The sequence below is a fragment of the Xenophilus azovorans DSM 13620 genome (genome assembly GCF_000745855.1).
GTDB classification, from domain to species: domain Bacteria; phylum Pseudomonadota; class Gammaproteobacteria; order Burkholderiales; family Burkholderiaceae_C; genus Xenophilus; species Xenophilus azovorans.
In genome coordinates, this window is sequence record NZ_JQKD01000024.1 from 77,807 (window position 1) to 98,885 (window position 21,079).

Sequence of the window (21,079 nt, forward strand, 5' to 3'; positions counted from 1 at the left end):
CAAGCGTAGAGACCATGTCATGAGCTTCGTCGTCCTGATCCCCGCGCGGCTGGCCTCCACGCGCCTGCCCGACAAGCCGCTGGCCGACATCGGCGGCCTGCCGATGGTGGTGCGGGTGGCGCAGCGCGCGGCGCTGTCCGGCGCGCAGCGCGTTGTCGTCGCCGCCGACGACGAGCGCATCGTGCAGGCCTGCGCGGCGCACGGCGTGCAGGCGCTGCTCACCCGCCAGGACCATCCCAGCGGCAGCGACCGGCTGGCCGAGGCCTGCGCCCTGCTCGCGCTGCCCGACGACGCCATCGTCGTCAACGTGCAGGGCGACGAGCCGCTGATCGACCCGGCCCTGATCGACGCCGTGGCCGACGCCCTGGCGCGCCGGCCCGAGGCGGCGATGAGCACCGCCGTGCACGCGATCGACAGCCTGGACGACTACCTGAACCCGAACGTCGTGAAGGCCGTGACGGACGACGCCGGCATGGCGCTGTACTTCAGCCGCGCGCCCATCCCCTGGCCGCGCGATCTCGCCGCCTCGGGCACCCCCACCGGGCTGCCCTCGCCCCCGCCGCTGCGGCACATCGGCATCTACGGCTACCGCGCCGGCTTCGTGCGGCAGTTCCCCCGACTGGCGCCTTCGCCGCTGGAACGGCTGGAGTCGCTGGAACAGTTGCGCGCCCTCTGGCACGGCCACCGCATCGCCGTGCACGTCAGCGCCGCCGCGCCCGGCCCGGGCGTCGATACGCCAGCCGACCTGGAGCGCGTGCGCGCCCTGCTGGCGGGCGCCTGAACGGCCCTGCAAGCGGGCCGTCAGCCCGTGAGCGCATGCTATCCTCGACCGGTTGGCGCCCGAGGCGAGGCGCGCGCGGCACGCAGGCCCTGCGGCACCGCGGCACGAATTCCAAGAACCGTCCGAGGACACCATGAGACTCATCCTGTTGGGCGCCCCCGGGGCCGGCAAAGGCACCCAGGCGACCTTCATCTGCCAGAAATACGGCATCCCGCAGATCTCCACCGGCGACATGCTGCGCGCAGCCGTCAAGGCCGGCACGCCACTGGGTCTGCAGGCCAAGACGGTGATGGAATCCGGCGGCCTGGTCAGCGACGACCTGATCATCAACCTGGTCAAGGAACGCATCGCCCAGCCCGACTGCGCCAACGGCTTCCTGTTCGACGGCTTCCCGCGCACCATCCCGCAGGCCGACGCGATGAAGGCGGCCGGCGTCAAGCTCGACTACGTGCTCGAGATCGACGTGCCCTTCGAGGACATCATCGAGCGCATGAGCGGCCGCCGCTCGCACCCGGCCTCGGGCCGCACCTACCACGTGCGCTTCAACCCGCCCAAGGTGGAAGGCAAGGACGACGCCACCGGCGAGGACCTGATCCAGCGCGACGACGACAAGGAAGAGACCGTGCGCAAGCGGCTCGACGTCTACAGCCAGCAGACGCGCCCGCTGGTCGATTACTACCGGCAGTGGGCGGCACAAGACCCGGCCGGCGCGCCCCAGTACCGCGCCATCAGCGGCGTGGGCTCGGTCGACGAGATCACCCGCCGCGCCTTCGAGGCACTGGGCGGCTGAGCCTGTCCCCTTCCCACCGGCCTGCAGCCGGCGGCGCGAAGACGAAGCCACTCCCCCGCGGGGCAGTGGCTTTTCTTTTGCCGCATCGGGCCGGCTCAGCCGGCCTGCATCAGCGAGAGCATCAGCGCGATGCGCGCCTTCACCGGCGGCAGATCGACCGCCTCCGGCAATGCCTCTGCGCCCGACGCCAGCACGCGGCCGAAGGGGCAGCGCGTCGTGCGCACCACGGTCACGCCCGCCGCCTGCGCCCGCTGCGCCGCCGATTCGAGGTCCCGGTGCAGCGTCGCGTTGCCGGTGCCGGCCAGCACGAGGCCCTGCACGCCGACGGCAGGGTCCTGCGCGCGTTCACGCAGCAGCGCATCCACCAGCCGTCCGCCGGCGCCGGCGTGACTGAGCACGATCTCCACGCGCGGCCACGGCGCCTGCTCGGCGATGCGCTGCAGGAGCGCCGGCGCCGCCGGCGGCGATGCCGGCCAGCCCTGCGCCAGCGTCACGCGGCCTTCCTCGATCACGCCCAGCGGCCCGAGGTCGCCGGAGGAGAAGGCGTCGAGCCGGTAGGGGTGCACCTTCTGCACCGCCTGAGCGCCGTGGATCGTCCCCGCGCACACCGCGAGCACGCCCGCCGCTCCCGGGGTGGCCGCGACGCCGATCGCATCGCGCAGGTTCTGCGGCCCGTCGGGCGCAAGCGAAGTCGCCGGGCGCATCGCGCAGGTCAGCACCAGCGGCCGCCGCGGCGCCAGCACGCTGTGCAGGAAGAAGGCCGTCTCCTCCAGCGTGTCGGTGCCATGCGTGACGACGATGCCGGCCACGTCCTGCGCGAGCCAGTGCGCGCAGCGCAGCGCCAGCGCGCGCCAGACCCCGGCATCCATGTCCTTGCTGTCGATGTTGGCCACCTGCTCGGCCTGCAGGGCCACGCCCGGCACCTCGATGCCGGCCAGCAGCTCGTCCACGCCGACCTCGCCGGCGCGGTAGCCGAGGTTGTCGCCCTGCACGGCGGCCCGGCCGGCGATGGTGCCGCCAGTGCCCAGCACGACGACCTTCGCCGGCCCCGGCGGTGATGCGATGCACTTGTCAATCATGAGAAACTGGTTAAAAATACAGTTACTGGATGCACAATCAGTGTCCGGCCTGCCCCGGTCATCCGCGTTCTTGCAAGGAGTCGTCCGATGCTCAACCTGCCCGCCTCGCCCTTCGCCGTCAAGCTTACCGCCCGGCAACAGCAGATCCTGGACCTGATCCGCAGCGTCATGGCGCGCACCGGCGCGCCGCCCACGCGTGCCGAGATCGCCGCCGAACTGGGCTTCAAGTCCGCCAACGCGGCCGAGGAGCACCTGCAGGCGCTGGCGCGCAAGGGCGTCATCGAGCTGGTCAGCGGCACCTCGCGCGGCATCCGCCTGAAGGGCGATGCGCTGCGCGCCCTGGGCGAGTCGCGCACGAGCCAGATGTCGCTGGCCCTGCCTGGCATCGCTCAGCTCGCGCTGCCGCTCATCGGCCGCGTCGCGGCCGGCTCGCCCATCCTGGCGCAGGAGCACGTCGACCAGACCTACTACGTCGAGAACACCCTGTTCCAGCACAAGCCCGACTACCTGCTCAAGGTGCGCGGCATGTCGATGCGCGACGCCGGCATCATGGACGGCGACCTGCTCGCCGTGCAGGCCACCAGGGAGGCGCGCAACGGCCAGATCATCGTGGCGCGCCTGGGCGAGGAAGTCACGGTCAAGCGGCTCAAGCGCACCCGCGACGCGATCGAGCTGCACGCCGAGAACCCCGACTACCCCACCATCGTGGTGCAGCCCGGCGAGCCCTTCGAGATCGAGGGCCTGGCCGTCGGCCTGATCCGCAACACGATGCTGATGTAGCACCCGCACCGATTCCGGGCCGTGCCAGGTGGCGGGCGTATGGCTGCTCTTGCAGGCCATCACCCTGGCGCGGCCTTCCACCGACGAATCCTGCCTGTGTTCAACCTTCCCTCAGGAGTTCACATGGGAATCGCATTGCTCACCCTGGCCGACCTGTTCGTGCCCTTCCAGTCCATCGCCGGCCGCTGGATGGAGAGCCGGCACCGCCGCCGCCACGCGCTGCGCTACGTGGCCGTGCGGCCGGCCTGCGGCCTGCACGGCAGCGCCGTGGCGCAGCAGGCCCTCCGGCCGGCCAGGCCGCTCAAGATCACCCGGCTGGTCGAACGCGGCCAGCAAGGCCGCCCGGCCGCAGGCGGCGTGGTCATCTCCGGCCGCATGGACGAGGTCTGCGCCGAGCTGGAGCGGCTGGCCGCGCTGGAGGCAGCCGGGTCGCCGCTCACGCACTGACGCCGGCAGCTGGGGCGCCCGCACTAAGGCGGCGCGCCGGCACCACGCCCTTCCAAGGGCACTCTGGAGCCCCGGCGGCCCCGATGCGCGGGCATGCGCAAGGCACAATGGAAACCCATGAACATTGTGATCCTTGACGACTACCAGGACGCGGTGCGCAAGCTGCGATGCGCCTCCAAGCTCGACGCCTACGCAGCCAAGGTCTACACCAACACGGTCAAGGGGATCGGCCAGCTCTCGGTGCGCCTGAAGGACGCCGACGTGATCGTGCTGGTCCGCGAGCGCACGCAGATCACGCGCCAACTGGTGGAAAAGCTGCCCCGCCTGCGACTGATCTCGCAGACCGGCCGCGCCGGCGCGCACATCGACGTCAACGCCTGCACCGAGTTCGGCGTGGCGGTGGCCGAGGGCTCCGGCTCGCCGCAGGCCCCGGCCGAGCTGACCTGGGCGCTGATCATGGCGGCCATGCGCCGCCTGCCGCAGTACATCAGCAACCTCAAGCACGGGGCATGGCAGCAGTCGGGGCTGAAGTCGGCCTCCATGCCGCCCAACTTCGGGCTGGGCATGGTGCTCAAGGGCAAGACGCTGGGCGTCTGGGGCTACGGGCGCATCGGCCAGCTGGTGGCGCGCTACGGGCAGGCCTTCGGCATGCAGGTCATCGTCTGGGGCCGCGAGGCGAGCTGCGAGCGCGCCCGCTCCGACGGCTTCCAGATCGCACCCAGCCGCGAGGCGCTGTTCGAGAACGCGGACGTGCTGTCGGTGCACCTGCGCCTGGCCGAGGACACGCGCGGCATCGTCCGGCTGGAGGACCTGATGCGCATGAAGCCGACGGCCCTGTTCGTCAACACCTCGCGCGCCGAACTGGTCGAGGCCGACGCCCTGCTGGCGGCGCTCAACCGCGGCCGACCGGGCATGGCGGCGGTGGACGTGTTCGAGAGCGAGCCGCCGCTGCAGGGCCACGCGCTGCTGCGCCTGGAGAACTGCATCTGCACGCCGCACATTGGCTACGTGGAGCAGGAAAGCTACGAGATGTACTTCGGCCAGGCCTTCGACAACGTGGTCAGCTTCATCAAGGGCAATCCCACCAACATCGTCAATCCCGGCGCGCTGCAGGTCCGCCGGTGAGTTCCCACGCCGGCGACGGCGCAGGCGCCGCGCGCGCTGCGCAGTGGGCGCTGCTGGCCGGCAACTTCGTCATCGGCACCGGCGTGATGATCGTCGCCGGCACGCTCAACGAGATCAGCCGCGCCTTCCGGGTCGAGCCCGCCGTCGCCGGGCAGCTCATCACGGCCGCCGCGGCCGTCATGTGCATCGGCGCGCCGCTGCTGGCCAGCGCGGTCGCACGATGGGACCGCCGCGTGCTGCTGACGCTTTCCCTGCTCTGGTATGCCGCCGGGCACCTCGCGGCCTTGGCGGTGACGGGACTCGGCGAGCTGATGGCACTGCGGATGCTGACGGTGATCGCGCCCGCCGTCTTCACGCCGCAGGCCGCGGCCTGCATCGGCCAGCTGGTGCCGGCCACCGAGCGCGGCCGGGCCGTGACCTTCATCTTCCTGGGCTGGTCGCTCGCCTCGGTGGCGGGCCTGCCGCTGGGGGCCTTCATCGGCGGACGCTTCGGCTGGCAGGCGGCCTTCGTCGCCGTGGCGGCCGGCGCGGTGCTGGCGGCCGCGTGGGTCTGGCGCACGCTGCCTCCGGGCGTGCGGCCGGCGCCGATGTCGCGCCGCGCCTGGGGCGAGGTGGCGCGCCACCGGCTGCTGCCCGGCGTGATCGCGGTGACGGTGCTGCAGGCGGCGGGGCAGTTCGTCGTCTTCAGCTTCTTCGCGCCCCTGCTGCGCCGCCACCTCGGCGCGGACGCGGTGCAACTCGGCCTGGTCTGGGCCTGGTTCGGCGCCTTCGGCCTGCTCGGCAACGTGCTGGCCAGCCGCCTGGTCGACCGGCTGGGCACCGGGCGCGTGGTGCTGGCCACCACGGCCTGCATGGCCACGGGCCTGCTGTGCTGGCCGCTCGGGCTGGCGGGCGGATGGCTGGCGCTGGCGGCAGTGCTGCTGCCGTGGGGCCTGGGCTGTTTCGCGGCCAACTCGGCCCAGCAGGCGCGGCTGGTGGCGCTGGCACCAGCGCTGGCGGCAGGGTCGGTGGCGCTCAACAGCTCCGCCATGTACGCCGGCCAGGCGGCAGGCACGGCCGTCGGCGGCTGGCTGATGGCGCGCGGCGCCGACGCGTGGATGAACTGGGCCGGCGTGCTGCTGCTGCTCGGCGCGCTGGGGCTCAGCGCCCTGCTCGACCGGCGGGCGGGGCCGCACCGCTGAGGCGGGCTGCCCTGGGTCCGGTCAGCGCCGGCGGGTAACGCCGGGTTCGATGCCGGACTCCACCCGCGGATCGAACAGTTCGATGTCCGCCGGCGGGCCGGCCGCGGGACGGTCCGCCGCGCCGTCCCATGCGCGCAGCGCTTGCGGCAGGGTTTCGACGGGCGGCGCCTGGAGTTCGTCCAGGTCGAAGTCCAGCGTGGCCGTCAGCGGGTGCGGCGGCCGCGTCGGCGAGAAGTCCCGCGGCCGCTCGAACAGCAGCGTGTCGCGCTGCGACAGCGGGTCATCCAGCGGGGCCGGCTGGGTGGACAGGGCCATCGGCAGGGTGCTTTCGCGCTGGTGGTGCCGCGTGAGCGTCTCGTAGACACTCACGCGCGGCGCATCGGCTTGCGCCGGCGGCTCCTGGGCCATCGCGTAGAGCATCAGCAGTTCGCGGTAGGCGGCCAGGTCGAAGGGCGCGGCGCCCTCCTCGCCGGGCTTGCGCATCAGCAGCTCCTCGATCACCGGCAGCGACTCGGGGCCGGGCCAGTGTTCCTCGATGCGGCGCAGCACCTCGTCGTAGTGGTCGAGCGGACGCCCCTGCTCCTGGAATTCGTCGAAGGCCGGCACCCGCACGTTCAGCGCCTGCTGGCACTGGCGGCGCACGCGCTCGTAGTCGAGCGTGCGGCCGAGCGAATGGAAGATGCGCAGCAGCTCCAGGTAGGCCAGCGCGCTGGTGTCAGGATGCATGGCGACGTATTCGGACAGCGCCTCGATCGCCTGCTCGTGCTGCCCGAGCGAGAGGAAGAATTCCGCCTGCTGCTGCACGTCGAACAGTTCCTCGGTGTTGACCGAGCGCGAGGTGGGAAGCTGCCCCGGCATGGTGGCGTGGAAGTCCTCGCCGGCGGCATGCCGGGCCTGGACGTCCGCGTCGGCAGCGCCGTCGTCCTCTTCCTCGTCCACGGCCACCGCCGCGGCGCCCAGCGTCCGCATCGCCGGCGACGATCCCGGCTCGTGCGTCTTGACTGCCTCGCCGGTGTCCGGGCCCGGCAGTGTGTCCGGGTCGCCCACCGTGGCGGCGAAGCGGCCCTTGCGGGCGGAGCCACCCCCGGCCGCACGCGGCTCCACCCAGATCGGCTCGTGGTCTCGGCGTGAGAGGCGCCAGAGCATCGCGACCGCCAGCAGCGCCAGGGCCAGCAGCCCGGCCAGGACGTACACCAGCGGGTTGCTGTAGCGGCTCTCGCGCGCGGCCGCGAGTTCGCGCCGCAGTTCGAGCAGGGTCTGCTCGTTGCGCGCGGTCTGCTCGCGCAGTTCGGCCAGCGCCTTTTCCAGCATCACCGTGCGTTCGGCCTCGCGCACGGCCGCCTCGGACGGCGAGGCGGCCTCGGCCGGCGGACTGGACGGCGACGCGGCAGCCACGCCAGCGTCACCGGCCGGCGCAGGAGCGGCCCCGGACGCAGCTGCGGACGCGCCGCCGGCGACGCCCGCCGCAGCCGCCGGCGCGGCCTGCGCGGCGGCAACCGGGCGCGGCGCCAGCGGCTCCAGCGCATCCACCTGCAGGCGACCGCCACCACCGCTCGGCGCCTCGGCGGCGGCGCTGGCCGCAGGCGCGGGCCGCGGCTTCGGCGCCACGGCCCGCCTTGCGGCACTGCGCGTGCTGCCGGACGCCACGGCTGCTGTCGCCCGTCTCGGGCGCGGCGCGGACGCCTGCGCCCCGCCGCTGCCCTCCGGCGCGCGCCGGACCCGGTTCGCGCGCACCGCCGGCCGGGTCGATGCGACGGCGGACGACACCTCGCCGGCCGCGCGTTCCGCAACAGCACCCGGCACGACAGGCGGCGTCGCCTCGACCGGCGGCGGATCCGCCAGCAGCACATAGCTGCGCGTGGACGTGGCGGCGCAGCCCGCGCGCACCGTCATCGTCAGGATGGGCTCCTCCACCGGCCGCGTGGTGCGCACGCGCAGCAGCGGCGCGCCCGGCTGGCTGCCCGGTTCCAGCGACACCGTCACGCGGCCCGGGTCCATGGCCGCCTCGCCCTGCACCACCTCCACGCTCGGGCACAGCGAGCCGCCCGCCTCCGCCGCATCCAGCCGCAGCGGGATCGCCACGTCCAGCGCCTTGCCGATCCACGCGGTGCCCCGGGGAGGCCCGAGCGTCAACGCCCAGGCAGGCACCACGAACCCGAGTACAAACAGGGTCGCCGCAGCGTGACGGAATCGCACAATGGGTGCCGTTCGAAGGAAGTCAAAAGTTGACACATTTTGACACTCCTAACCCGCCAGTCCAACTTCTGAATACTTTTTGAGCATGATTGTGAATTTTTCGCGACTCGCCGTCGTCGGGACGGGAGCGATGGGCCGGGGCATCGCCCAGATCGCCGCGCAGGCCGGCAGCGAGGTGCGCCTGCTCGACGCCGCCCCCGGCGCGGCCTCGCAGGCCGCCGACGCCATCCGCGCCCAATGGCAGCGCCTGGCGGACAAGGGCCGGCTGACGCCCGAACAGGTGGCCGGTTTCGCGGCCCGCCTGAAGCCGGTGGGATCGGCCGCGGAACTGGCCGGCTGCGACCTGGTGATCGAGGCCATCGTCGAGCGGCTCGACGCCAAGCGCGCGCTCTTCGCCGAACTCGAACGGACCCTGGGCACCGACACGGTGCTGGCGAGCAACACCTCCTCCCTGTCCGTGACCGCCATCGCCGCCGGCCTGGCACATCCGCAGCGCGTGGCGGGCTTCCACTTCTTCAATCCGGTGCCGCTGATGAAGGTGGTGGAGGTGGTGTCGGGCTTCCGCACCGACCCGGCCGTGTGCGCCCGCCTGCGCGAGTACGCGGCGCAGATGGGCCACCGCGCCGTGCAGGCGCAGGACACGCCCGGCTTCATCGTCAACCATGCCGGCCGCGCCTACGGCACCGAGGCCCTGCGCATCGCCGGCGAAGGCGTGGCCGACTTCGCCACCATCGACCGCGTGCTCACGGACCAGGCGGGCTTTCGCCTCGGCCCCTTCGAGCTGCTGGACCTCACCGGGCTGGACGTCTCGCATCCGGTGATGGAGTCGATCTACCACCAGTACTACGAGGAGCCGCGCTACCGGCCGAGCGTGATCGCCGCGCAGCGCGTGGCCGCCGGCGTGCTGGGCCGCAAGAGCGGCGAAGGCTTCTACCGCTACGTGGACGGCGTGGCGCAGCGGCCGCCCGAGCCGACGGTGCCTGCACCCGCCACGCTGCCGCCGGTGTGGGTGCCGGCGCGCGCCACGCGGCGCGCCGAGCTGCTGCGCCTCGTGCACGGCCTGGGCGCCACGCTGGAAAGCGGAGCGGCACCGTCCGCGGGCGCGCTCATCGTGGTCGCGCCGCTGGGCTTCGACGTCACCACCGTCGCCGCCGTCGAGCGGCTGGACCCGACGCGCACGGTGGGCATCGACATGCTGGTCGACGACGTCGCGACCAGGCGCCGCGTGCTCGCCACCAACCCCGCCACCCGGCCCGACATGCGCGACGCGGCGCACGCCCTGTTCGCCCGCGACGGCAAGGCCGTGAGCGTGATCCGCGACAGCGGCGGCTTCATCACCCAGCGCGTAGTCGCCAGCATCGTCAACATCGCGGCCGACATCTGCCAGCAGCGCATTTGCACGCCGGCCGACCTGGAGACGGCCGTGACGCTCGGCCTGGGCTACCCGCAGGGCCCGCTGGCGATGGGCGACCTGTACGGCCCCACCAGCATCCTGGAAGTGCTGTTCAACCTGCAGACCGTCTACGGCGATCCGCGCTACCGCCCCAGCCCCTGGCTGCGCCGGCGCGGCGCGCTCGGCCTGAGCCTGAAGCATGAGGATGAATGAACATGGCGGCTGAACTCAAGAGCACGACCGAAGGCAGCACCATGGTGCTGACGCTGTCGAACCCCGGCCAGCGCAACGCGCTGGGCCCCGAGATCTACGCCGCCGGCGTGGAGGCGCTGGAAGGCGCGGAGAACAGCCCCGAGGTGCGCTGCGTCGTCATCACCGGCGAAGGCGAGTGGTTCTGCGCCGGCGGCTCGCTGCCGCGGCTGGCCGCCAACCGCCAGCGCGAACCGCAGGCGCAGGCCGACAGCATCGACGCGCTGCACGGCTGGATCGACGCGATCCGCACCTTCCCCAAGCCGGTGGTCGCGGCCGTCGAAGGCGCTGCCGCCGGCGCCGGCTTCTCGCTGGCGCTGGCCTGCGACTTCGTCGTGGCCGCGCGCGGCGCCGTGTTCGCCGCCTCGTACAGCAAGGTGGGCCTCTCGCCCGACGGCGGCCTGAGCTGGCAGCTCGGCCGCACCGTGCCGAGGCAGCTGGCCAGCGAGTGGCTGATGCTGGGCGGGCGCATCGATGCCGAACGGCTGCATGCGCTCGGCCTCGTGAACCAGCTGGCGGACGCGGGCCGCGCGCTGGAGGCCGCACTGGCGCTCGCGCAGCGGCTCGCGCAGGGCGCGCCCAACGCGCTGGCCAGCATCAAGGAACTGCTGGCCGAGGCGCCATCCACCAGCATCGACGCGCAGATGCTGCGCGAGCGCGAACACTTCGTGCGCAACCTGCACCATCCCAACGCCGGCATCGGCATCGCGGCCTTTCTCGACAAGCGCGCGCCGCGCTACGAGTGAGCCGGTCGCTCGCGCGACAACCGGCTGCCGCCCCAGTCACTCAAAAGACAGACCATGGACGACCCCATTCTTACCATCGAAGAAAGAGAAGCGATCAACGGTGGTCGCTGGTTCACCTCCCTTTCTCCTTCCCTGCGCCACGACATCCTCCGATGCGCCTTCGTCAAACGCTACAAGGACGGCGACCTGATCGCCGCGCGCGGCGATCCGCCGGAACAGTGGATCGCGTGCGCCAAGGGCGCGGTGCGGGTGAGTTCGACGGCGGTGTCGGGCAAGCAGGTCACGCTGACCTACGTGGAGCCGGGCATCTGGTTCGGCGACGTGGCGATGTTCGACGGCGACCGGCGCACGCACGATGCCTATGCGCACGGGGACACGACCATCCTGTGCGTGGCGCGGGCCGACTTCCAGAAGATCCTCGCCTCGCACGTCGAGCTGTACGAGGCGCTGATGCGGCTGCAGGCGCGCCGCATACGCACGCTGTTCGGGCTGGTGGAAGACCTCAACACGCTGCCCCTGCGCGCGCGGCTGGCCAAGCAGCTCGTGCATCTGGTGCGCAGCTACGGCGTGCCCAACCTGGCGGACGGCAGCCAGATGCGCATCGGCCTGCAGCTGGCGCAGGAAGAGCTGGCGCAGTTGCTGGGGGCCTCGCGCCAGCGCGTGAACCAGGAACTCAAGACCATGGAGCGCGAGGGCGCCATCCGCATCGAGCCGGCCGGCCTGGTGGTACTGGACCGCGATGCGCTCGCGCGCATCTCGCAGGCCGATGACTGAGAAGAAACAAGAGACATGACCGAGCAGCAGCAGGATTACAGCGCCTTCGTCGGCACGCGCGCCGTGTCGCCCCAGCACGCCTTCGACACCGAGGCCCTCTCGGCCTGGCTCGCGCAGCACCTGGAGGGCTTCCGCGGCCCGCTGACGGTGGAGATGTTCAAGGGCGGCCAGTCCAACCCGACCTACAAGCTCATCACACCCGGGCGCCAGTACGTGATGCGCGCCAAGCCCGGCCCGGTGGCGAAGCTGCTGCCCTCCGCGCATGCCATCGAGCGCGAATACAAGGTGATGAGCGGCCTGGCCGGCACCGACGTGCCGGTGCCGCGGATGCTGGCGCTGTGCGAGAACGAGTCCGTCATCGGCCGCGCCTTCTACGTCATGCAGTGCATGGAAGGGCGCGTGCTGTGGAACCAGTCCCTGCCCGGCATGAGCAACGCCGAGCGCGCCGCCATCTACGACGAGATGAACCGCGTCATCGCCGCACTGCACACGGTGGACTACAAGGCCCGGGGCCTGGCCGACTACGGCAAGCCGGGCAGCTACTTCGAACGCCAGATCGGCCGCTGGAGCAAGCAGTACAAGGCCTCAGCCGACGGCGCCGGCGAAATGTCGCAGCCCATCCCCGAGATGGAGCGCCTGGTCGACTGGCTGCCGGCCCACATGCCCGCCAGCGCGCGCGACGAATCCCTGGTCTCCGTCGTCCACGGCGACTACCGGCTGGACAACATCATGTTCCACCCCACCGAGCCGCGCGCCATCGCCGTGCTCGACTGGGAGCTGTCCACGCTGGGCCACCCGCTGGCGGACTTCAGCTACCACTGCATGGCCTGGCACGTGCCGGCCGAACTGGGGCGCGGCATCGGCGGCGTGGACATCGCGCCGCTGGGCATCCCCTCCGAGCAGGACTACGTGCGCCGCTACTGCGAGCGCACCGGCATCGCCACGCCCGAGCAGCTGGCGCCGGACTGGAACTTCTACCTGGCCTACAACCTGTTCCGCATCGCCGCCATCCTGCAGGGCATCGCCAAGCGGGTCGAGGCCGGCACCGCGTCCAGCGAGCAGGCCATCAGCTCCGCCAGGGGCGCGCGGCCGATGGCCGAGCTGGCCTGGCAGTTCGCGCAGCGCGCCTGAGCGGCCCTTCTCTTTTTTCTTCTTCTTTCGTTTTCCCCACCGCACCGGAGACAGCATGGATTTCGAGTTTTCCCCCAAGGTCAAGGATCTGCAGAAGCGCGTCGGCGACTTCATGGACCAGCATGTCTTCCCCGCCGAGGCGGAGTACGCGAAGGAACTGGCCGACAACACCGCCGCCGGCAAGCGCTGGAGCGCGCTGCAGGTGATCGAACGGCTCAAGGAGAAGGCGCGCGCGCAGGAGCTGTGGAACCTGTTCCTGCCCAACGACACGGCCGAGCTGGCCAAGAAGAAGGGCGGCGGCCTGACCAACCTGGAGTACGCGCCGCTGGCCGAGCTGATGGGTCGTGTGCCATGGGCCTCGGAGGTGTTCAACTGCTCCGCGCCCGACACCGGCAACATGGAGACCATCGCCCGCTACGGCAGCGACGAGCACCGCGAACAGTGGCTCACGCCGCTGCTGGAAGGCAAGATCCGCTCGGCCTTCGCGATGACCGAGCCCGAGGTGGCGTCGAGCGACGCGACCAACATCTGCACCCGCATCGAGCGCCAGGGCGACGAGTACGTCATCAACGGCCACAAGTGGTGGATCTCCGGCGCGGCCGACCCGCGCTGCAAGATCTTCATCACCATGGGCAAGAGCGACCCGGAAGGCCCGAAGCATTCGCAGCAGAGCATGGTCCTGGTGCCGGCCGACGCCAAGGGCATCCGCATCGTGCGCCCGCTGAACGTGATGGGCTACGACGACGCGCCGCACGGCCACGTCGAGATGTACTTCGAGAACGTGCGCGTGCCCGCCAGCAACATCCTGCTGGGCGAGGGCCGCGGCTTCGAGATCGCGCAAGGCCGCCTGGGGCCGGGCCGCATCCACCACTGCATGCGCCTGATCGGCCTGGCCGAGCGCGCGCTCGAACTGATGTGCCGCCGCGCCTCCTCGCGCGTGGCCTTCGGCAAGACCGTGGCGCAGCAGACGGTGACGCAGGAGCGCATCGCCGAGGCGCGCTGCCGCATCGACATGGCGCGCCTGCTCACGCTCAAGGCCGCCTGGCTGATGGACGTGGCCGGCAACAAGGTCGCCAAGACCGACATCGCCATGATCAAGGTGGTGGCCCCCAGCATGGCCTGCCAGGTGATCGACTGGGCCATGCAGGTGCACGGCGGCGGCGGCATGTGCGACGACTTCCCGCTGGCCTATGCCTACGCCGGCGCACGCACGCTGCGCTTCGCCGACGGTCCCGACGAGGTGCACCGCAACGCCATCGCCAAGTGGGAGCTGGGCAAGTACGCGGCCGACAAGCGCGAAATGGACCCGCCGGTCACCCGGTTCTGAGCCTTCCGCACTGGCCGAATGAAAAAAGCCCGCCGAAGCGGGCTTTTTCTTTGCGGCAGGCGTTCGTTCAGCCGGCCACCGTCGCCGCGATGCGCTTCGCGCAGGCTTCGGCCTGGGCCGCATCGCGCGCCTCGACCATCACGCGCAGCAGCGGCTCGGTGCCGCTGGCGCGGATCAGCACGCGGCCGGCGTCGCCCAGTTCGGCCTCGGCCTTTTGCGTCTCGGCCACCAGGCGCGCGTTCGACTGCCAGTCCTGCCCCGGTGCCAGGCGTACGTTGATCAGTGTCTGCGGGAAGAGCTGCACGCCCTCCAGCAGTCCGGCCACCGTCTGGCCGCGCCGCACGCAGGCCTGCAGCACCTGCAGCGCGCTGACCAGCCCGTCGCCGGTGGTCTGGCGGTCCAGCGCCAGCAGGTGGCCGGAGCCCTCGCCGCCCAGCAGCCAGCCGCGGCGGTCCAGCTCCTCCAGCACGTAGCGGTCGCCCACCTTGGCCCGCACGAACTCGACGCCGGCGCGGCGGAAGGCCACCTCCACCGCCTTGTTGGTCATCAGCGTGCCGACCACGCCGGCCGGCTTGTCGCCGCGCGCCATGCGGTCGGCCGCCATCAGCCACAGCAGTTCGTCGCCGTTGAACAGGCGCCCCGAGGCATCGACCAGTTGCAGCCGGTCGGCGTCGCCGTCCAGCGCGATGCCGTAGTCGGCGCCCTGCGCCTTCACCTCGGCGATCAGCGCCTGGGGGTGCGTGGCGCCCACGTCCTTGTTGATGTTCAGCCCGTCGGGCCGGACGCCGATGCTGGCGACCTCCGCGCCCAGCTCATGGAAGACGGCGGGCGCCACCTGGTAGGCCGCGCCGTGCGCCGCGTCCACCACCAGCTTCAGGCCGCGCAGGCTCAGGTCATTGGGAAAGGTGCTCTTGCAGAACTCGATGTAGCGGCCGGACGCGTCATCCAGCCGGCGGGCGCGGCCCAGCGCGGCGGAATCCACCCACACGGGCGGCTCGGCCAGCGCGGCCTCCACCGCCTCTTCCCAGGCATCGCTGAGCTTGGTGCCCTGGGCGCTGAAGAACTTGATGCCGTTGTCGGGGAAGGGGTTGTGGCTGGCGCTGATCACCACGCCCAGGCTGGCGCGCTGCGCGCGCGTGAGGTAGGCCACGGCGGGCGTGGGCACGGGGCCGAGCAGCACCACGTCCACGCCGGCGGAGTTGAAGCCCGACTCGAGCGCCGACTCGAGCATGTAGCCCGAGATGCGCGTGTCCTTCCCGATGAGCACCGTGGGCCGCGCCTGCGTGCGCTTGAGCACGCGGCCCACCGCGTGCGCCAGGCGCAGCACGAAGTCGGGCGTGATGGGCGCCTGCCCCACCGTGCCGCGGATGCCGTCGGTGCCGAAGTACTGCCTTGCCATGGTGTGCCGATGCCCTTCTTGTCGTTGCTATCTATGAATCGTCCTGCGCGCGCATGGCCTGCCACACGGCCAGCGCCTGCGCCGTCTCCTGCACGTCGTGCACGCGCACGATACGCGCGCCCCGCTCCACCGCCAGCAGGGCCGCCGCCACGCTGGGCAGCATGCGGCCGGCCGGCGACTCGATGCCCGTCACCGCGCCGAGCGAGGACTTGCGCGACCAGCCAGCCAGCAGCGGATAGCCCGCCGCCAGCAGCTCGCGCTGCCGCGCCAACAGCGCGAAGTTCTGCGCCACCGTCTTGCCGAAGCCGATGCCCGGATCGAGCACGATGCGATCGGCCGCCACGCCGAGCGCGCACAGCGCCTTCGCCGCCTCGGCCAGGAAGGCCGCGACCTGCGGCACCACGTCGCCTTCCATCGGTGCGGCCTGCATGGTCTGCGGGTCGCGGTGCATGTGCATCAGGCACACGCCGCAGCCCGCATGGGCCGCCACCGCCTCGCGCGCGCCGGGCCGGCGCAGTGCCCAGATGTCGTTGACGATGTCGGCGCCCAGGTCGAGCACGGCGCGCATCACCTCGGGCTTGTAGGTGTCGACGGAGACCGGCACGCCCAGCGTGGCGGCCTCGCGCACCACGGGCAGCACGCGCGCCAACTCCTCGTCCAGCGGCACGGCCGGGCTGCCCGGCCGGGTGGATTCACCGCCGACGTCGAGGATGTCCGCGCCCTCCCCGATCAGCGCCTCGCAGTGGCGCAGCGCGGCCCGCGCATCGGCATGACTGCCGCCGTCGGAGAAGGAGTCGGGCGTGACATTGACGATGCCCATGATCTGCGGCCGCGCCAGATCGAGCACGAAGCGGCCGGCGCGCCACAAGAAAGACACCGGCGGCCCGCCAACGAAAACGGGGCCCGAAGGCCCCGCCGATGTACCGGCTTCGCTCATCGGGCCGGGATCACGCCGCGGTGGGCGCCGGATCCGGCTTGACGGGCGCCGAGCCGCCACCGTTGCTGCCCGAGGGCGGCGTGCGCGGCGTGAAGTCCTTGGGCGGACGCGGCTCGCGGCCGGCCATGATGTCGTCCAGCTGCTCGGTGTCGATGGTCTCCCACTCGAGCAGGGCCTTGGCCATGGCGTGCATCTTGTCCTTGTTCTCCTCGATCAGGCCGCGCGCCAGGGCGTACTGCTCGTCGATGATGCGGCGCACTTCCGAATCGACCTTCTGCATGGTCTGCTCGGAGATGTTGGTGGTCTTGGTGACCGAGCGGCCGAGGAACACCTCGCCCTCGTTCTCGGCGTAGACCATCGGACCGAGCGCGTCGCTCATGCCGTACTTCATGACCATGTCGCGCGCCAGGTTCGTCGCGCGCTCGAAGTCGTTGCTCGCGCCGGTGGTCATCTGGTTCATGAACACCTCTTCCGCGATCCGGCCGCCGAACAGCATGCTGATCTGGTTGAGCATGTATTCGCGGTCGTAGCTGTAGCGGTCGTTCTCGGGCAGGCTCATGGTCACGCCCAGCGCGCGGCCGCGCGGGATGATGGTGACCTTGTGCACCGGGTCGCACTTGGGCAGCAGCTTGCCGATGAGCGCGTGGCCCGACTCGTGGTAGGCCGTATTGCGGCGCTCCTCCTCGGGCATCACCATGCTCTTGCGCTCGGGGCCCATGAAGATCTTGTCCTTGGCCCTCTCGAAGTCCTGCATCTCGACCACGCGCGCATTGCGGCGGGCGGCCATCAGCGCGGCCTCGTTGCACAGGTTCGCCAGGTCGGCGCCGCTCATGCCCGGCGTACCGCGCGCGATGATGCTGGCATTGACGTCCTGCCCCAGCGGGATCTTGCGCATGTGCACGTTCAGGATCTGCTCGCGGCCGCGGATGTCGGGCAGCGTGACGTAGACCTGCCGGTCGAAGCGGCCAGGGCGCAGCAGGGCGGCGTCGAGGATGTCGGGGCGGTTGGTGGCAGCCACCACGATCACGCCCAGGTTGGTCTCGAAGCCGTCCATCTCCACGAGCATCTGGTTCAGCGTCTGCTCGCGCTCGTCGTTGCCGCCGCCCAGGCCCGCGCCGCGCTGGCGGCCCACCGCGTCGATCTCGTCGATGAAGATGATGCAGGGCGCGTTCTTCTTGGCGTTCTCGAACATGTCGCGCACGCGGGCCGCGCCCACGCCGACGAACATCTCGACGAAGTCGGAGCCCGAGATGCTGAAGAACGGCACCTTCGCCTCGCCGGCGATGGACTTGGCCAGCAGCGTCTTGCCGGTGCCCGGCGGGCCGACCAGCAGCAGGCCGCGCGGGATGCGCCCGCCCAGCTTCTGGAACTTCTGCGGGTCCTTCAGGAAGTCGACGACTTCCTTGACCTCCTCCTTGGCCTCGTCGCAGCCGGCGACGTCGGCGAAGGTGACGGTGTTGTTGTTCTCGTCGAGCATGCGCGCCTTGCTCTTGCCGAAGCTGAAGGCGCCGCCCTTGCCGCCGCCCTGCATCTGGCGCATGAAGTAGACCCACACGCCGATCAGCAGCAGCATCGGGCCCCAGCTCACCAGCAGCGTCATCAGCAGCGAGCCTTCTTCGCGCGGCTTGACGTCGAACTTGACGTTGTGGTCGATCAGGTCGCCTACCATGCCGCGGTCCAGCACGGTCGCGTTGGTGCGGATCTTGCGGTCGTCGGTGGTGATGGCGGTGATCTCACCGCCCGAGAGGCCCTCGGGGATGACGGCGCTCTTGATCTGGTTGCTGCGCACCTGCTCCAGGAATTCGGAGTAGCTCACCGTGTTGGAGCCGAGCGCGCCGCGGGTGTCGAACTGCTTGAACACAGTGAACAACACCATCGCGATGACCAGCCAGACGGCGACCTTGGAAAACCACTGATTGTTCAAACGAAGCTCCAGTCGATGTCGGGCGCATGGGGCACGCCCGGGACAAGTCAGTTGCGTGTCATTCTAGGCTTTTCAAGCTGCGAAAAGCCGTGATTTCCCTATGGCAGCCATAGGGCGGACGCGGGTTTGCGGACTTTGCCGGCACGCGGCGCCAAGAGGTATCAAACCGTGTCGGAAACGGGCTTCGGGCCGATGCCGACAAGGAAGGTTTCGGCGGACCGGTCGCGCGAGGCCTTGGGCTTGAAGGTTTTCACTTGGCGGAAACTGGCGCGGAACAGGCGGACCAGTTCGTCGTAGGCGCCACCGTGGAAGACCTTGGCCACCAGCGCCCCCTGCGGGCGCAGGTGATGGACCGAGAAATCCACCGCCAGTTCCACCAGGTGCGCGATGCGCGCCGCATCGGCCGAGCTCACGCCGGACAGGTTGGGCGCCATGTCCGACACCACCACGTCCACCGGCCGGCCGGCCAGCACCTCCTCGAGCTGCGCCAGGACCGCCTCCTCGCGGAAGTCGCCGTGCAGGAAGGTCACGGCGTCGAGCGGCTCCATCGGCAGGATGTCCACCGCCACGATGGCGCCCTCGACCCTGCCGGCCGGCGCCAGCCGGCGGCGCACGTACTGGCTCCAGGCGCCGGGCGTGGAGCCCAGGTCCACCACCACCTGCCCGGGGCGGATCAGGCCGAGCGCCTCGTCGATCTCCTTGAGCTTGTAGGCGGCGCGGGCGCGATAGCCCTCCTTCTGCGCCAGCTTCACCCACGGGTCGTTGACGTGGTCGTTCAGCCAGGCCTTGTTGACCTTCTTGCTTTGGGTCTGGATCTTCATAGCCGACTCGATAATACGGGGATGCCCGCCATTTCCCTGACTCCCGCGCAGCGCAAGCTCCACCGCGCCGATGCGCACCACCTCGACCCGATCGTGATGATCGGCAGCGACGGGCTCACTCCCGCCGTGCGCAAGGAGGCCGATGCGGCCCTCAAGGCGCACGGCCTGATCAAGATCCGCGTCTTCTCCGACGACCGCACGGCACGCGAGGCCATGCTGGCGGAACTGGCCGACAGCCTCGGCGCCGCGCCCATCCAGCACATCGGCAAGCTGCTGGTGCTGTGGCGCCCCATCCCGCCCAAGGAACGTGCGGCCGACGAGGACCGCAGGCCCGGCCCCAAGGACGTGAAGGTGGTCAAGCCGGCCAAGCGCGGCGGCCAGCGGCCCGAGATCAAGACGCTGCGCGTGCTGGGCAACCAGCGGCTCACGCCGGGCGGGCTGGTCAAGCGCGCCAAGCCGAAGCAGAAGTCCGTCAAGAAGCGCCAGGGCTGAGGTGCCTGTGAGCCAGCGCCACGTCCTGTGCATGAAGTGGGGCACCAAGTACGGCCCCCACTACGTCAACCGCCTCTACGGCATGGTGCGCCGGCACCTGTCGGGCGACTTCGACTTCGTCTGCCTGACCGACGACGCGAACGGCATCCGGCCCGAGGTGCAGTGCATGCCGATCCCGCCGCTGAACATCGAGCTGGCACCCGGCCAGCGCGATGGCGCCTGGAAGAAGCTCACCACCTTCGAGGCCGACCTGCACGGCCTGAAGGGCACCGCCCTCTTCCTCGACCTGGACGTGGTGGTGGTCGGCCGGCTGGACGACTTCTTCACCCAGCCCGGCGAGTTCCTCATCATCCACGACTACCCGCGCTTCTGGCGCTTCGGCGAGCGGATCGTGGGCAACTCCTCGGTGTACCGCTTCGAGATCGGCGCGCATGCCGACGTGCTGGAGCACTTCCGTGCCCACACCGAGGAAATGCGCGCCAAGTACCGCAACGAGCAGGACTACCTCTCTCACTACCTGCATGCGCAGGGCAAGCTCGCGTACTGGCCGGCGGCGTGGTGCCCCAGCTTCAAGTACCACGGCATCCCGGCGTGGCCGACCAACTACTGGAAGCCGCCCTTCGTCCCGAAGGACGCGCGCATCGTGATCTTCCACGGCGAGTGCAACCCGCCCGATGCGCTGGAAGGCAAGCGCAACAAGCGCTTCGCGCACATCGAGCCCGCCACCTGGGTGGCGGAGCACTGGAAGGAATAGCGCCGGGCGTCAGGCGCCTCGGCCCTCGACCAGGGGGCGGCCGGTCAGCCGCTGCAGGATCGCCAGCGGGCTGGCCGACGGGTCGTACTCGCGGCCCGGCGGCAGGTACAGCGTCTGCTCCATCATGTACTGGCCCGACATGACGGCGTGCGAGGTCTGGTCGGAGAAGCACACCCAGGTGGAGCCTGCCGGGAAGGGCACCGTCTCCTGCGGCGAGCGCTGCTGGTAGTCCATGTCCCCCTTCATGCCGTCGTGCAGTTGCAGCATCAGGTGGTCGTATTCGCTGCGGAAGGACTTGGTCACGTGCAGCGCCTGCAGGGCCTTCGCCTGCCAGCGCACGTAGGGCCTGGCCCTGGGCAGGAAGGTGCGCGCCACGGTCTCGAAGGGCTCGCCCACCCGCCACACGCGCGGCGCGCCGTCGGGGTTCACGTTGGTGAACACGCGCAGGATGCGCTCGCCGTAGGTATGCGTCCGGCCAACCCACATTGAAGTTCGATAGCCGGCCAAGGATGCTTGTGTCCACGGACTTTTGCGTGGACACATGGACACTTTGGAAACGAACACAGCGGTTGCGGCACCGCCCAAGCGCAGTTGGCGGCGGCACTCTGACGAGTTCAGGGCACGGATCATCGAGTTGGCACGCCAGCCGAACACGTCGGTGGCCGCGGTGGCGCTGGCCAACGGGCTGAATGCGAACATGCTGCGCCGCTGGGTGCGCGAGTCCGAGGCTGCCGGCAAAGCCGCCACCGAGGT

20 protein-coding genes and 1 pseudogene are annotated in these 21,079 nt (G+C 70.8%); 14 read left to right on the top strand and 7 right to left on the bottom strand.

Annotated features, from left to right (window positions below):
- The first annotated feature begins 19 nt into the window (after positions 1 to 19).
- Both kdsB and adk read left to right on the top strand, forming a co-directional pair.
- Positions 20 to 781: a 3-deoxy-manno-octulosonate cytidylyltransferase gene (gene kdsB, locus Q392_RS14895; RefSeq protein WP_038209191.1), complete on the top strand. Its 762-nt coding sequence runs from the start codon at positions 20 to 22 to the stop codon at positions 779 to 781.
- Between the two features lie 133 nt (positions 782 to 914).
- Positions 915 to 1,571: an adenylate kinase gene (gene adk, locus Q392_RS14900; protein WP_038209192.1), complete on the top strand. Its 657-nt coding sequence runs from the start codon at positions 915 to 917 to the stop codon at positions 1,569 to 1,571.
- A 95-nt stretch (positions 1,572 to 1,666) separates the two neighbouring features.
- On the opposite strand, the gene Q392_RS14905 is transcribed toward adk, so the two are convergent.
- The gene (locus tag Q392_RS14905) at positions 1,667 to 2,650 is read right to left on the bottom strand and encodes an asparaginase (RefSeq protein ID WP_038209198.1); all 984 of its coding nucleotides are present in this window, start codon (positions 2,648 to 2,650) and stop codon (positions 1,667 to 1,669) included.
- An 87-nt stretch (positions 2,651 to 2,737) separates the two neighbouring features.
- Between Q392_RS14905 and lexA the strand changes: the two genes are divergently transcribed.
- The 4 genes from lexA (at position 2,738) to Q392_RS14925 (ending at position 6,183) form a co-directional block, all read left to right on the top strand.
- Entirely contained in the window at positions 2,738 to 3,430 is a 693-nt protein-coding gene (gene lexA, locus Q392_RS14910) for a transcriptional repressor LexA (protein ID WP_038209200.1), read from the top strand.
- A gap of 123 nt (positions 3,431 to 3,553) precedes the next feature.
- Positions 3,554 to 3,877: a hypothetical protein gene (locus tag Q392_RS14915; protein WP_038209202.1), complete on the top strand. Its 324-nt coding sequence runs from the start codon at positions 3,554 to 3,556 to the stop codon at positions 3,875 to 3,877.
- Between the two features lie 117 nt (positions 3,878 to 3,994).
- The gene (locus Q392_RS14920) at positions 3,995 to 5,002 is read left to right on the top strand and encodes a D-2-hydroxyacid dehydrogenase family protein (protein ID WP_038209204.1); all 1,008 of its coding nucleotides are present in this window, start codon (positions 3,995 to 3,997) and stop codon (positions 5,000 to 5,002) included.
- Entirely contained in the window at positions 4,999 to 6,183 is a 1,185-nt protein-coding gene (locus Q392_RS14925) for an MFS transporter (protein ID WP_038209207.1), read from the top strand. The genes Q392_RS14920 and Q392_RS14925 overlap by 4 nt, the downstream gene beginning before the upstream one ends.
- Positions 6,184 to 6,204: 21 nt before the next feature.
- On the opposite strand, the gene Q392_RS31325 is transcribed toward Q392_RS14925, so the two are convergent.
- A complete protein-coding gene (locus tag Q392_RS31325) occupies positions 6,205 to 8,331 on the bottom strand; it encodes a hypothetical protein (protein ID WP_157008007.1) in 2,127 nt (708 codons plus the stop codon).
- A 133-nt stretch (positions 8,332 to 8,464) separates the two neighbouring features.
- Here Q392_RS31325 and Q392_RS14945 point away from each other — a divergent pair, with 133 nt between their 5' ends.
- The 5 genes from Q392_RS14945 to Q392_RS14965 are packed head-to-tail and all read left to right on the top strand — an operon-like array spanning position 8,465 to position 13,999.
- Positions 8,465 to 9,985, top strand: a complete 1,521-nt coding sequence (locus Q392_RS14945; RefSeq protein ID WP_038209217.1) for a 3-hydroxyacyl-CoA dehydrogenase — start codon at positions 8,465 to 8,467, stop codon at positions 9,983 to 9,985.
- Positions 9,986 to 9,987: 2 nt separating this feature from the next.
- The gene (locus tag Q392_RS14950; RefSeq protein ID WP_038209277.1) at positions 9,988 to 10,767 is read left to right on the top strand and encodes an oxepin-CoA hydrolase, alternative type; all 780 of its coding nucleotides are present in this window, start codon (positions 9,988 to 9,990) and stop codon (positions 10,765 to 10,767) included.
- Positions 10,768 to 10,821: 54 nt separating this feature from the next.
- Positions 10,822 to 11,541 (top strand): Crp/Fnr family transcriptional regulator, encoded by a 720-nt coding sequence (locus Q392_RS14955; RefSeq protein WP_038209224.1) that lies wholly within the window; start codon positions 10,822 to 10,824, stop codon positions 11,539 to 11,541.
- A 15-nt stretch (positions 11,542 to 11,556) separates the two neighbouring features.
- Positions 11,557 to 12,672 carry a phosphotransferase gene (locus Q392_RS14960; RefSeq protein WP_038209227.1) on the top strand — a complete coding sequence of 372 codons (1,116 nt, stop codon included), beginning with the start codon at positions 11,557 to 11,559 and terminating at the stop codon, positions 12,670 to 12,672.
- A 55-nt stretch (positions 12,673 to 12,727) separates the two neighbouring features.
- The gene (locus Q392_RS14965; protein ID WP_038209231.1) at positions 12,728 to 13,999 is read left to right on the top strand and encodes an acyl-CoA dehydrogenase family protein; all 1,272 of its coding nucleotides are present in this window, start codon (positions 12,728 to 12,730) and stop codon (positions 13,997 to 13,999) included.
- A gap of 67 nt (positions 14,000 to 14,066) precedes the next feature.
- Here Q392_RS14965 and glmM read toward each other — a convergent pair whose 3' ends face one another.
- From glmM to Q392_RS14985, 4 genes are all read right to left on the bottom strand, one after another.
- Positions 14,067 to 15,398 (bottom strand): phosphoglucosamine mutase, encoded by a 1,332-nt coding sequence (gene glmM, locus Q392_RS14970; protein ID WP_038209234.1) that lies wholly within the window; start codon positions 15,396 to 15,398, stop codon positions 14,067 to 14,069.
- A gap of 31 nt (positions 15,399 to 15,429) precedes the next feature.
- Positions 15,430 to 16,218 (bottom strand): dihydropteroate synthase, encoded by a 789-nt coding sequence (gene folP / locus Q392_RS14975; protein WP_051953499.1) that lies wholly within the window; start codon positions 16,216 to 16,218, stop codon positions 15,430 to 15,432.
- 127 nt (positions 16,219 to 16,345) lie between these two features.
- Positions 16,346 to 18,259, bottom strand: coding sequence for an ATP-dependent zinc metalloprotease FtsH (gene ftsH / locus Q392_RS14980; protein ID WP_038209236.1), 1,914 nt, complete (start codon positions 18,257 to 18,259; stop codon positions 16,346 to 16,348).
- Positions 18,260 to 18,420: 161 nt separating this feature from the next.
- A complete protein-coding gene (locus Q392_RS14985) occupies positions 18,421 to 19,080 on the bottom strand; it encodes an RlmE family RNA methyltransferase (protein WP_038209237.1) in 660 nt (219 codons plus the stop codon).
- Between the two features lie 21 nt (positions 19,081 to 19,101).
- Between Q392_RS14985 and Q392_RS14990 the strand changes: the two genes are divergently transcribed.
- On the top strand, positions 19,102 to 19,572 hold the full coding sequence (locus tag Q392_RS14990; RefSeq protein ID WP_038209238.1) for a YhbY family RNA-binding protein: 471 nt from the start codon (positions 19,102 to 19,104) through the stop codon (positions 19,570 to 19,572).
- A gap of 31 nt (positions 19,573 to 19,603) precedes the next feature.
- Complete coding sequence (locus Q392_RS14995) at positions 19,604 to 20,326, top strand: hypothetical protein (RefSeq protein ID WP_051953501.1); 723 nt, start codon at positions 19,604 to 19,606, stop codon at positions 20,324 to 20,326.
- Positions 20,327 to 20,335: 9 nt separating this feature from the next.
- Here the strand turns inward: Q392_RS14995 and Q392_RS15000 are convergent.
- Positions 20,336 to 20,788 (bottom strand): annotated as a pseudogene (locus Q392_RS15000) (Kdo hydroxylase family protein); the annotation flags it as partial.
- A 79-nt stretch (positions 20,789 to 20,867) separates the two neighbouring features.
- Between Q392_RS15000 and Q392_RS34205 the strand changes: the two are divergent.
- Positions 20,868 to 21,079 (top strand): transposase (locus tag Q392_RS34205; protein WP_038209279.1); only part of this gene is annotated, 212 nt, incomplete at its 3' end.